At 70.3% G+C, this 12,389-nt stretch carries 9 protein-coding genes and 1 tRNA gene; 7 read left to right on the top strand and 3 right to left on the bottom strand.

Annotated features, from left to right (window positions below):
* Positions 1–49 precede the first annotated feature (49 nt).
* On the top strand, positions 50–1,540 hold the full coding sequence (gene pyk, locus J1M46_RS04620) for a pyruvate kinase (protein ID WP_206446740.1): 1,491 nt from the start codon (positions 50–52) through the stop codon (positions 1,538–1,540).
* A gap of 152 nt (positions 1,541–1,692) precedes the next feature.
* Here pyk and J1M46_RS04615 read toward each other — a convergent pair.
* Positions 1,693–1,774, bottom strand: a tRNA-Leu gene (locus J1M46_RS04615).
* Positions 1,775–1,823: 49 nt separating this feature from the next.
* Here J1M46_RS04615 and J1M46_RS04610 point away from each other — a divergent pair.
* Positions 1,824–2,465 (top strand): ANTAR domain-containing response regulator, encoded by a 642-nt coding sequence (locus J1M46_RS04610; protein WP_206446739.1) that lies wholly within the window; start codon positions 1,824–1,826, stop codon positions 2,463–2,465.
* A 308-nt stretch (positions 2,466–2,773) separates the two neighbouring features.
* The gene (locus J1M46_RS04605; protein WP_206446738.1) at positions 2,774–3,655 is read left to right on the top strand and encodes an endonuclease domain-containing protein; all 882 of its coding nucleotides are present in this window, start codon (positions 2,774–2,776) and stop codon (positions 3,653–3,655) included.
* A 252-nt stretch (positions 3,656–3,907) separates the two neighbouring features.
* On the opposite strand, the gene J1M46_RS04600 is transcribed toward J1M46_RS04605, so the two are convergent.
* Positions 3,908–4,354 carry a PaaI family thioesterase gene (locus J1M46_RS04600; protein ID WP_206446737.1) on the bottom strand — a complete coding sequence of 149 codons (447 nt, stop codon included), beginning with the start codon at positions 4,352–4,354 and terminating at the stop codon, positions 3,908–3,910.
* Positions 4,355–4,506: 152 nt separating this feature from the next.
* On the opposite strand from J1M46_RS04600, the gene polA reads away from it, so the two are divergent.
* Entirely contained in the window at positions 4,507–7,128 is a 2,622-nt protein-coding gene (gene polA, locus J1M46_RS04595; RefSeq protein ID WP_206448578.1) for a DNA polymerase I, read from the top strand.
* Between the two features lie 80 nt (positions 7,129–7,208).
* Here polA and J1M46_RS04590 read toward each other — a convergent pair whose 3' ends face one another.
* On the bottom strand, positions 7,209–7,832 hold the full coding sequence (locus tag J1M46_RS04590; RefSeq protein ID WP_206446736.1) for a hypothetical protein: 624 nt from the start codon (positions 7,830–7,832) through the stop codon (positions 7,209–7,211).
* 108 nt (positions 7,833–7,940) lie between these two features.
* Here J1M46_RS04590 and J1M46_RS04585 point away from each other — a divergent pair, with 108 nt between their 5' ends.
* The 3 genes from J1M46_RS04585 (at position 7,941) to rpsA (ending at position 12,314) form a co-directional block, all read left to right on the top strand.
* On the top strand, positions 7,941–8,951 hold the full coding sequence (locus tag J1M46_RS04585; RefSeq protein ID WP_206446735.1) for an LLM class F420-dependent oxidoreductase: 1,011 nt from the start codon (positions 7,941–7,943) through the stop codon (positions 8,949–8,951).
* Between the two features lie 32 nt (positions 8,952–8,983).
* The gene (locus J1M46_RS04580) at positions 8,984–10,675 is read left to right on the top strand and encodes a DUF885 domain-containing protein (RefSeq protein ID WP_206446734.1); all 1,692 of its coding nucleotides are present in this window, start codon (positions 8,984–8,986) and stop codon (positions 10,673–10,675) included.
* Positions 10,676–10,847: 172 nt separating this feature from the next.
* The gene (gene rpsA, locus J1M46_RS04575) at positions 10,848–12,314 is read left to right on the top strand and encodes a 30S ribosomal protein S1 (RefSeq protein ID WP_206446733.1); all 1,467 of its coding nucleotides are present in this window, start codon (positions 10,848–10,850) and stop codon (positions 12,312–12,314) included.
* Positions 12,315–12,389: the final 75 nt, after the last annotated feature.

Below are 12,389 nucleotides of genomic sequence, written 5' to 3'. Positions count from 1 at the left end.
GCCGATCCCACCCAGGCGGCGCGATGACGAAAGCGAGTATCGAGTGACGATGAGAAGAGCGAAGATCGTCGCGACGTGGGGGCCGGCCCTTGCCGGCTACGAGAACACGAAGGCCGCACTCGTGGCCGGCGTGAACGTCGCGCGCATGAACCTCAGCCATGGAGACCGCAGTGTGCACGAGGAGGTGTACGCGAACCTCCGCCGAGCATCCGACGAGCTGAAGCAGCCGATCGGCATCCTGGTCGACCTGCAGGGGCCGAAGATCCGGCTCGGCAAGATCCCGGGCGGGCCGTTCGAGCTCGCCGAGGGCGACACCTTCACGATCACGACCGACGAGATCGAGGGCGACGGCCAGCGCGCCGGCACCACCTTCACGGGGCTCCCGGCCGACGTCAAGGTCGGCGACCCGCTGCTGATCGATGACGGCCGCATCGCGCTGCGCGCGACCTCGGTGACCGAGACGGATGTCGTGACCGAGGTGGTCGTCGGCGGGCCGGTCTCGTCGAACAAGGGCATCAACCTGCCCGGCGTGGCCGTCAACGTGCCGGCGCTGAGCGAGAAGGACGAGTCCGACCTGCGCTGGGCGCTGAACCTGGGCGCCGACATCATCGCGCTCTCGTTCGTGCGCGACGCCTCCGACATCACCCGAGTGCACGAGATCATGGCCGAGGAGGGGCGCAAGCTGCCCGTCGTGGCCAAGATCGAGAAGCCGCAGGCGGTGCAGAACCTGGCCGACATCATCGACGCGTTCGACGCGATCATGGTGGCGCGCGGCGACCTGGGCGTCGAGCTGCCGCTCGAGCAGGTGCCGCTGGTGCAGAAGCGCGCGATCGAGATGGCGCGCCGCTGGGCGAAGCCGGTCATCGTCGCCACGCAGGTGCTCGAGTCGATGATCGAGAACCCGCGCCCGACGCGCGCCGAGGCGAGCGACTGCGCCAACGCCATCCTGGACGGCGCGGATGCCGTGATGCTCTCGGGCGAGACGAGCGTCGGCAAGCACGCCATCACCACCATCGAGACCATGGCGCGCATCGTGTCGGCGACGGAGGAGCAGGGCCTCGGCCGCATCCCCCCGCTGGGCACGAAGCCGCGCACGCAGGGCGGCGCCATGACGCTCGCCGCGCTCGAGGTCGCCGAGTTCGTGGAGGCGAAGGGCATCGTCGTGTTCACCGAGTCCGGCGACTCGGCCCGACGGATGTCGCGGCTGCGCCCGGCGATGCCGATGTTCGGCTTCACGCCCGACCCCGAGGTCGAGTGCCGCATGCAGATGATCTGGGGCATGAACACGCACCTGGTCGACCGCGTCATGCACACCGACGACATGATCGCGCAGGTCGACGACATCCTGATCGGCAAGAAGATGGCGGCGATCGGCGACAAGGTCGTGGTGATCTCAGGCATGCCGCCCGGCATCTCGGGCTCGACCAACGACCTGCGCGTGCACCGCGTCGGCGACGTGCACGAGGAGGCCGCTCCGGCCTACCACGGCAAGCGCCGCATCGAGGTCATCCACTCGGCGCCGCACCCCGCCGAGGGGTAGCCACGGTGTCGCACCCCGCCGAGGCGTAGCCTCGGTGCCGCACCCCGTCGAGGCGTAGCCCGCGCTGGCGAGCACCGCGCGCAGCGCGTGTCGGGCCCGCCGCACCACCGCGAACGGCCCGCTCCTCTGACGAGGGGCGGGCCGTTCTGCCGTGCCGGTGGTGGGACTCGAACCCACAATCCTTGCGGAAGCGCAGTTTGAGTGCGCCGCGTATGCCAATTCCGCCACACCGGCTCGTCGGGCGAGCAGGGCCGTCCTCCCGACGAACACTAGGCTAGTGGTCATGACCGACGACCTCTTCGCCGAGCCGCAGCTCGACACGGCTGACGCCCCGCAGCCCACCACCGCACGCACCGTCCTCGTGGCCGAGGACGAGTCGTTGATCCGCCTCGACATCGTCGAGACGCTGCAGGCCGCAGGCTTCGAGGTCGTGGGCGAGGCCGGCGACGGCGAGCGCGCGGTCGAGCTGGCGACCGAGCTGAAGCCCGACCTGATCGTCATGGACGTGAAGATGCCGAAGATGGACGGCATCACGGCGGCCGAGAAGATCGGTGCCGCGAAGATCGCGCCGGTCGTGCTGCTCACCGCCTTCAGCCAGAAGGAGCTCGTCGAGCGCGCCAGCGAGGCCGGTGCGCTCGCCTACGTGGTGAAGCCCTTCACGCAGAACGACCTCCTGCCTGCGATCGAGATCGCGCTGGCCCGCTGGGACCAGATCCGCACCCTCGAGTCGGAGGTCACCGACCTCGCCGACCGCTTCGAGACCCGCAAGCTCGTCGACCGGGCCAAGGGCCTGCTGAACCAGCGCATGGGCCTGGCCGAGCCGGAGGCCTTCCGCTGGATCCAGAAGGCCTCGATGGATCGCCGCCTCACCATGGCCGAGGTCGCGCAGGCCGTCATCGAGCAGCTCGGCACCGCCAAGAAGTAGCCCCGCCCCACCAGCCGCCACCGCCGCCTGAGCGCGAGTGGCCACCTCCCCGCATGAGTGGCCACTTCCCCGCATGAGTGGCCACCTCCCCGTGTGAGTGGCCACCTCCCCGTGTGAGTGGCCACTTCCCCGTGTGAGTGGCCACTTCCCCGTGTGAGTGGCCACTTCCCCGTGTGAGTGGCCACTTCCCCGTGTGAGCGGCCAACTCCCCGTATGAGTGGCCGGTCCCCGCGCATGAGTGACGCGTTTTCCACAGCGCGCCCGCCCGTCGGTGCGGCGCCGCATCCGGTCCGCGCATGATGCACCGCATGGACTCTCCGCACGGCTTCACCCTCCGCGCCGCTCTCGATCGCGGCTACAGCGACGCCGAGCTCCGGTCGATGGCGTTCACGACCCCGGCGCGGGGCGCGCGCATCACCGCAGCGATCGGTGACGAAGCTGAGGCGCTGTTCGAGGCAGTGCGCGTGCTCGCCAAGGGCGATCAGTTCTTCTCCCATGCGACCGCAGCGCGCATCCACGGCATGCCTCTGCCGCTCCGGCTCGAGCGTGAGGGGCGAGTGCATCTCGCGTCACCGTCAGGACGCGCCCGCATGCGGCGTCCGGGCGTTGTCGGCCACCGCATCCGCGCCACGGTCGTGGTTGTCGAAGGCATGCGCGTCGAGTCGCGGGCCGACACGTTCGTGCATCTCGCGGCCATACTGACGCTCGAGGAGCTCGTCGGTGTGGGGGATTGGCTGGTATCGCCCGCAAGGGCGGAAGCGCTGACGGTCGAGGAGTTGACGGATGCGGTGCGTCGCTTCGGCAAGGCACGTGGGCTCAATCGAGCGCGGCGAGCGCTCATGCTCATCCGGGTCGGAGCGGAGTCGCCTCGCGAGACGCTGGTGCGCCTGCTCGTCATCCGCGTACTTCCCGAGCCGGTCCTGCAGCACAAGGTCTTCGATGCATCGGGCACGTTCATCGCGCGCCTTGACCTCTCTTGGCCGCTGCTGAAGCTCGGTGTCGAATACGACGGCGAGCACCATGCAGAGCCCGAGCAGCACGCGCGGGATCAGGCGCGGCTCGAACGACTGCGCGCGCTCGGCTGGCACATCATCACGGTCACCAAGCACGATCTGGAGGACGGTGGGCAGCGCATCCTCGCTGAGATCGCGGCGGCGCACCGGCGCTACTCCAGCTGGACAGCAGCTTGAGCCGCGCGTTGATGGCTCGCCCGACGCGCTGAGCGCGCATGCGAGGAGTGGTCAGTCACGTGCGGAAGTGGCCGGTCACGCGGGGAAGTGGCCGGTGACGCGGGGAAGTGGCCGGTCACGCGGGCATGTGGCCGGTCGCGCGGGGATGTGGCCGGTCACGCGGGGATGTGGCCGGTCACGCGGGGAAGTGGCCAGTCACGCGGGGAAGTGGCCAGTCACGCGGGGAAGTGGCCAGTCAGGCCTGCGGGCGCGTCAGCGGGACTTGATGAAGTTGGTGATGCGGAGGGTCGAGGCGCGCTTGCCCTCGTCGTCGGTGCAGACGACCTCGTGGACCGTCATTGAGCGGCCCAGGTGCACGGCACGGCACTCGGCCGTGACCCAGCCGGAGGTGATCGAGCGCGTGTGGGTGGCGTTGATGTCGGTGCCGACGGCATAGCGATCCTCGCCGGCGTGGATGTTGGCGCTGATCGAGCCGAGCGTCTCGGCGATCACGCAGTAGGCGCCGCCGTGCACGAAGCCCACGGGCTGCAGGTTGCCCTCCGCCGGCATGCGCGCGATCGAATGGTCGGCCGAGAGCTTGACGAACTCGATGCCCATCCGCTCGGCCAGCTGCCCGCCGGGCTTGCCGCGCCGGTGCTCGAGCAGTGCCTTGGTCGCGTCGTCGGGCTCGGCGCCGGCCGGATCGGTGGGCAGGGTCATCGGGGCTCCGCTCGAAGTGGGTCGAGGCGGCCGCACCGGCCGCCGCACTGCAGGTCGCGGCAGCCGTGACGGCCGCCGCACTGCAGGTCGCGGCAGCCGTGTCGGCCGCCCGGGATAGGGTGACTGCCGTGTCGGACACGAAGCCTACCCTCATGGTCATCGACGGGCATTCGCTCGCATTCCGGGCGTTCTTCGCGCTCCCGCTCGAGAATTTCGTCAACTCCGAGGGGCAGCACACCAACGCCATCCACGGGTTCCTCTCGATGCTCCTGAAGCTGCTGCAGGACCACAAGCCCACGCACCTGGCGGTGGCGTTCGATATCTCGCGCTTCTCCTTCCGCACCCGCGAGTACCCCGAGTACAAGGGCACGCGCGACGAGACGCCGAAGGAGTTCAAGGGGCAGATCCCGCTGCTCGAGGAGGCGCTGCACGCGATGGGTGTGCGCACCATCTCGAAGGAGGACTACGAGGCCGACGACATCCTCGCCACCCTCTCGGTCGAGGGGCCGAAGGCGGGCATGGATGTCTTCGTCGTCTCCGGCGACCGCGACACCATCCAGCTCGTCAACGAGCAGGTCACGCTGCTCTATCCCGCCGTGCGCGGCGTCTCCGAGCTGAAGCACTACACGCCCGAGGCGGTGCGCGAGCGCTACGGCATCGAGCCCGAGCAGTACCCCGAGATCGCGGCGCTGGTCGGTGAGACGAGCGACAACCTGGTCGGCATCGACAAGGTGGGCGAGAAGACAGCCGTCAAGTGGATCAAGGAGTACGGCACGGTCGCCAACCTGCTCGAGCACGCCGACGAGATCAAGGGCGTCGTGGGCAACAACCTGCGCGAGCAGCGTGAGCGCGCCGAGCGCAACCGCCGGCTCAACAGGCTGCTCACCGACGTCGATCTGGGCGTGACCCCGACCGAGCTCGAGCGCGGCAAGGTCGACCAGGCGGCGCTGCGCGAGGTCTTCCAGCGGCTGCAGTTCCGCACCCTGCTCGACCGGGTGCTCAAGCAGGAGGGCAGCGGCGAGGCGGCCGTCGCACTCGAACCCGAGGTGCACGCGCCCGCGGTGCAGAAGCTCGTCGACGAGGAGCTCGACCTGTGGCTCACGCGCGCCACGGGCACCGTCGCGGTCTCGATCGCGCCCGACGGCCTCGGCGGCATCGCCGGCTTCGGCGTCGCGACCGAGGGCGCCAGCGCCTACGTGCCCTACAAGGCGGGCACGGGCGACTACGACGGATTCGTCGACTGGCTCGCGTCGGACGCCCCGAAGGCGCTCCATGACGTGAAGCTGGCCATCAAGACGCTCGACACGGCGGGGCTGACGCTCGGCGGCGCGGTGGACGACACGCGTGTCTCGGCCTGGCTCGCGACCCCGACGGCGCCGCCGAAGACCTTCGAGCTGGACTGGCAGACCGAGTCGCTGCTCGGCGCGCCCCTGCCGGCCCCCGACCCCAATCAGCTCGTGCCCGAGATCGCACCGGAGCAGCTGGGCACCGTCGCCTGGCTCACGGGCGAGCTCGCACGCACGCAGCGGCCCCGCCTCGACGAGGGCACCCGCGGCGTGCTCGACGACATCGAGCTTCCGCTGATGCCGGTGCTGTGCCGCATGGAGCGCCAGGGCGTCGCAATGGATCGCGAGGTGCTGCAGCGCATCCACGACACCATGCGCGAGCAGGCGGCCGGCCACGCCGAGGCCGCCTTCGCCGAGATCGGCCACGAGGTCAACCTCGGCAGCCCGAAGCAGCTGCAGACGGTGCTTTTCGACGAGCTCGACATGCCGAAGACGCGCGCCACCAAGACGGGCTACTCGACCGACGCGCAGGCGCTCGCCGATCTGCAGGAGACGAACCCGCATCCCTTCCTCGGCCTGCTGCTGCAGCACCGCGAGACGACGAAGCTCGCGCAGATCATCGAGGCGCTGCTGAAGGCGATCCAGGATGACGGGCGCATCCGCACCCGCTACGACCAGACCGGCTCGGCATCCGGCCGGCTCTCCTCGAACGACCCGAACCTGCAGAACATCCCGGTGCGCACGGAGGTGAGCCGCGAGATCCGCTCCGCGTTCGTGCACGGGCCCGAATTCGAGACCATGCTGACGGCCGACTACTCGCAGATCGAGATGCGCATCATGGCGCACCTCTCGGGCGACGAGGGCCTCATCGAGGCCTTCCTCTCGGGCGAGGACCTGCACCGCTTCGTCGGCAGCCGCATCTTCGGCGTCGAGCCGGCAGAGGTCACGGCGCTGCAGCGCGTGAAGGTCAAGGCCATGAGCTACGGCCTCGCATACGGGCTGAGCGCCTTCGGCCTCTCGAAGCAGCTGCGCATCACGCAGGCCGAGGCGAAGCAGCTGATGCTCGACTACTTCCAGCGCTTCGGCGGCATCCGCGACTACCTGCGCGGCGTCGTCATGCAGGCGAAGGACGACGGCTACACGACGACCATCTTCGGCCGCCGCCGCCCGTTCCCCGACCTCACCTCGTCGAACCGCGTGCTGCGCGAGAACGCCGAGCGGCAGGCGCTCAACTCGCCCATCCAGGGCTCGGCCGCCGACATCATCAAGCGAGCCATGATCGCCATCGACCGCCGCATCATCGACGAGGGCCTCGGCTCGCGCATGCTGCTGCAGGTGCACGACGAGCTCGTGTTCGAGGTGGCGACGGGGGAGCGCGAGGCGCTCGAGGCGATCGTGCGCGCAGAGATGGGCGGCGCCGCCGACCTCTCTGTGCCGCTCGAGGTGCAGGTGGGCGTCGGCCCCAACTGGGACGCCGCCGCGCACTGACGGACGTCGGCGACGACCTGCAGGGAGCCGATCGTGCTGGAGCCGGTCGTGTCGGAGCCACCGTGCGGAGCCGACCGCGGCTACCGCCCGGCTCGCACCGCGGGCCGGAACGCCAGCGCCGTGCCCAGCATGCCGGTCAGCAGCAGGCCGACGACCAGCACCATCGCCCACACCCCCTGCGGCGCGGAGAGCGCCAGGCGGTCACCGCCGACGCCCGGCACGGTCGCCGCTATGCCGACGGTGAGCAGCAGCGCGAGGGAGAGGCAGGCGATGCGTGCGATGCGCGGCCCGATGGTGCCGAGCCCGAAGCCGCCGAGCACCAGCAGCGCGGGTACCGCGATCGACCCGCCACCGAGCCCGGCCGTGAGCAGCGCCACGAGCGCACCCGGCTCGAGCAGCGTCAGCACCGCGAAGGCGAAGGGCGCGAGCCCCAGCAGCCACACCCGGCGCGAGCGATGGTCACGCAGTGCGTGCGCCAGCCCGAGGCAGGCGCCCGCGATCGCTCCCGGTATCAGGATCGAGGCCAGCGTCGACCAGGAGAAGACGGAGCCTTGGCCGACAAGCGCCGCCATGTAGGCGCGCAGCCCGGCGGCCCAGGTGATGCCGACCAGCGCGCCGATGAGCGCGGCCGCCGCCGGGCGGAGCTGCCGTGCGGCCACGTCACCGAGCGCCGGCGCCGGCGGCACGATCGTCGCATCGGGCATGGATGCCTCCTCGCGTCGTCCGCGTGACGCGGGTCGCCGCCCGCCGTCACCAGTGTGCTCCGGCACCCGCGGGCCGACAAGCCCCGACCTCGACCGTAGGCTGGCGGCATGACGCACGACGCACTCCGATTCGGCCTGTTCATCCCGCAGGGCTGGCGCCTCGACCTGGTCGGCATCGACCCCGCAGAGCAGTGGCAGCGGATGCTGTCGGTCGCGCAGGCCGCGGATGCCGGTGCGTGGGACTCGGTGTGGGTCTACGACCACATGCACACGACGCCGCAGCCGACGCAGGAGGCCACCCACGAGGCGTGGACGCTGATGGCGGCGCTGGCCGCGAGCACCGAGCGCGTGCGCCTCGGGCAGATGTGCACGTGCATCGGCTACCGCAACCCGGCGCTGCTGGCGAAGATCGCGGCCACGGTCGACGTGATCTCCGGCGGCCGGCTCGAGTTCGGCATCGGTGCCGGCTGGTACGAGCACGAGTGGCGCGCCTACGGCTACGGCTTCCCGGGCGTGGGCGAGCGCATCTCGGCGCTGCGCGACGGCGTGCAGATCATCCAGCGGCTGTGGGCCGAGGGGGAGGCCTCGATCGAGTCGGAGAGCTTCACGGTCGACGGCGCCATCTGCCGCCCGCAGCCGCTGCAGAGCGGCCGCGACGGCAGGCCGCGCATCCCCACCTGGGTCGCCGGCGGCGGCGAGAAGCGCACGCTGCGCTACGCGGCGAAGTGGGCCGACGCCACCAACTTCGGCGGCAGCCCCGAGCAGTTCGCCCGCAAGCGCGACATCCTGCACGCCCACCTCGAGCGCGAGGGGCGCGACCCGGCAGAGGTGCGGCTGACCTCCAACCTGAACATCGTCGTGCGCGAGACCGAGGCCGAGGCGCAGCGCGTCGTCGACCAGGTCAATGCACGAGCGGATGCGGCGCTGCCGGCCGAGCACGCCGGCACCGGATTCTCCACCAAGGGCGCCGTCGTCGGCACGCCGCAGATGGTGCTCGACCACATCGGCGCCCTGCGCGAGGCCGGGCTCGGCACGCTCATCGCCTACATGCCGGAGGTCGCCTACGACCGCACCGGCATGGCGCTGTACGAGCGCGAGGTCATGCCCGCGCTGGCGTGAGCGGTGGAGCTCAGAGCCGTAGGCTGGGCGCCATGACAGCTGAGAACGTCGGCGCATCGTCGCGCCCGCACACCGACATCGACCGCATCGCCGAGGACTACGTCCACCGGGCGGCCGCGATGAACCCCGAGCTCAACGTCTGGACCGGTCTCGAGGGAGACAAGTCCGGCTACGGCGACTACTCGCCCGCCGGCCGCGAGGCCATGGCAGGGCTCGCCCGCGACGTGCTGGCGCGGCTCGACGCCGCGCAGCCAGCCGACGACATCGACTGGGTCACCAAGACCGACCTGGCGCGCGAGCTGCAGCTCGAGCTCGACATCGACGCCGCCGGCTGGGGCGATCGCGACCTGAACAACCTCGCGAGCCCGGCCTCGAGCATCCGCGACATCTTCGACCTCATGCCGACCGCCGGCGAGCAGGACTGGGACGACATCGCGCAGCGCATGCGGAACGTGCCCGCGGCGATCGACGGATACATCGCGTCGCTGCGCGCGGGCATCGCCAGCGGCAACACGCCCGCCGCCCGGCAGATCGACAACGTGCTCGAGCAGCTGAGCGACTACGCGCCCGGCGCCGGCTTCTTCCACACCTTCGCCGCCGGCGCCAAGGCCGGCGGCGAAGAGCTGCCCGAGTCGCTCGGGCGCGACCTGGCCGCCGCCGCCGTGGAGGCCACCGACGCCCATCAGCGCTTCGCGGGCTTCCTGCGCGACGAGCTCGCCGCATCCGCCAACCCCGTCGACGCCGTCGGCCGGGAGTTCTACTCGCTCATGTCGCGCCGCTTCCTGGGCGCCGAGGTCGACCTCGACGAGACCTACGCGTGGGGCATCGAGGAGCTCGACCGCATGCGCAGCGAGCAGGAGGCGATCGCGAACGAGATCAAGCCCGGCGCGAGCGTGCACGAGGCGATCGCGTTCCTCGACGGCGACGAGAGCCGCAAGCTGCACGGCACCGACGCGCTCAAGGCGTGGATGCAGCGCACGAGCGACCAGGCGGTCGAGGAGCTCGGCAGGACCCACTTCGACATCGCCGAGCCCATCAGGGCGCTCGAGTGCATGATCGCGCCCACCGAGACCGGCGGCATCTACTACACCGGCCCCTCGGACGACTTCTCGCGCCCCGGCCGCATGTGGTGGTCGGTGCCGAAGGGCGTGACCGAGTTCGACACCTGGCGCGAGCTCACCACCGTCTACCACGAGGGCGTGCCGGGCCACCACCTGCAGATCGCGCAGCAGACCTACAACCGCGGGGAGCTCAACCTGTGGCGCCGCGCCTTCGCCGGCACCTCGGGCCACGCCGAGGGCTGGGCGCTCTACGCCGAGCGGCTGATGGAGTCGCTGGGCTACCTCGACGACCCGGCCGACCGCCTCGGCATGCTCGACGGGCAGCGGATGCGCGCGGCACGTGTCGTGCTCGACATCGGTGTGCACCTGGGCAAGCCGCGCCTCGACGGCACGGGGGAGTGGGACTTCGACTACGCCTTCGAGTTCCTGAAGTCGAACGTGAACATGAACGAGCCGTTCGTGCGCTTCGAGGTGAACCGCTACTTCGGCTGGCCGGGGCAGGCGCCGTCGTACAAGATCGGCCAGCGCATCTTCGAGCAGATCCGCGACGAGGCGGCGGAGGCCGAGGGCGACGCGTTCGACCTCAAGCGCTTCCACACCCGCGTGCTGAACATCGGCGGCGTCGGGCTCGACACGCTTCGGCAGGCGGTGCTCAGGGGCTAGCGGCCCGTGCGGCGACCGCCTCGGCGCCCGCCGTCGGGCCGGTTGTCCGCCCCTCGCGCCCGGTGTAGGCTTGACCGGTCACGCGTGTGACGAACCAACCCATCCGAATCGCTGGATGCGCATCCGCATGCCTTCCGGCCTGACGTCCCCCATCAAAGGCAACTTGAACTCTATGACCACTGCAACGACCACGGCTCCGAAGCAGGTCGCTGTGAACGACATCGGCTCGGCCGATGACTTCATGGCCGCCGTTGAGAAGACCCTGAAGTTCTTCAATGACGGCGACCTCATCGAGGGCACCGTCGTCAAGATCGACCGCGATGAGGTCCTTCTCGACGTCGGCTACAAGACCGAGGGCGTCATCCCCTCGCGCGAGCTCTCCATCAAGCACGACGTCGACCCCACCGAGGTCGTCGAGGTCGGCGACACCGTCGAGGCGCTCGTCCTCCAGAAGGAGGACAAGGAGGGTCGCCTGATCCTCTCCAAGAAGCGTGCGCAGTACGAGCGCGCCTGGGGCGATGTCGAGCGCATCAAGGAGGACGACGGCGTCGTCACCGGCACGGTCATCGAGGTCGTCAAGGGCGGTCTCATCGTCGACATCGGTCTGCGCGGCTTCCTGCCCGCGTCGCTCATCGAGCTGCGCCGCGTCCGCGACCTCACGCCGTACCTCGGCCAGGAGATCGAGGCGAAGATCCTCGAGCTCGACAAGAACCGCAACAACGTCGTGCTCTCGCGCCGCGCCCTCCTCGAGGAGACGCAGTCGGCTTCGCGCGGCGCCTTCCTGCAGTCGCTGCAGAAGGGCCAGGTCCGCAAGGGCGTCGTCTCGTCGATCGTCAACTTCGGCGCGTTCGTCGACCTCGGCGGCGTCGACGGCCTCGTGCACGTCTCCGAGCTCTCGTGGAAGCACATCGAGCACGCCTCGGAGGTCGTCGAGGTGGGCCAGGAGGTCACCGTCGAGATCCTCACCGTCGAGCTCGACCGCGAGCGCGTCTCGCTGTCGCTGAAGGCGACGCAGGAGGACCCGTGGCAGATCTTCGCCCGCACTCACGCCATCGGCCAGGTCGCACCGGGCAAGGTCACGAAGCTCGTCACCTTCGGCGCGTTCGTGCGCGTCGCGGATGGCATCGAGGGCCTCGTGCACATCTCGGAGCTCTCGTCGCAGCACGTCGAGACCGCTGACCAGGTCGTCGCGGTCGGCGACGAGGTCTTCGTGAAGATCATCGACATCGACCTCGAGCGCCGCCGCATCTCGCTCTCGCTGAAGCAGGCGAACGAGGGCGTCGACCCCGAGGGCGCCGACTTCGACCCCGCGCTGTACGGCATGCTCGCCGAGTACGACGAGCAGGGCAACTACAAGTTCCCGGAGGGCTTCGACCCCGAGACGAACGAGTGGAAGGAAGGCTTCGACTCGCAGCGCGAGGCCTGGGAGGCCGAGTACACCGCAGCGCAGTCGCGCTGGGAGGCGCACAAGGCGCAGGTCGCGGCTGCCCGCGACGCCGACGTGCTCGCGAAGGACGTGCCCGCTGGCGCATCGTCGTTCGGCGGCGCGACGGAGGAGTCCGGCTCTGGCGTCGGCACCCTCGCCGATGACGAGGCGCTCGCCGCACTCCGCGAGAAGCTCACGGGCTCGAGCGAGTAAGCAGCACCCCTACGAAGCGGGTCGCGCCTTCGGGTGCGGCCCGCTTCGTCGTTGGCGGGTGCGGGCCGTGCCAGG

This window comes from Agrococcus sp. KRD186, assembly GCF_017168255.1.
Lineage (GTDB): Bacteria > Actinomycetota > Actinomycetes > Actinomycetales > Microbacteriaceae > Agrococcus.
Note: the sequence above shows the minus strand (reverse complement) of the source record. Positions and strands in the feature narration are given on the sequence as shown.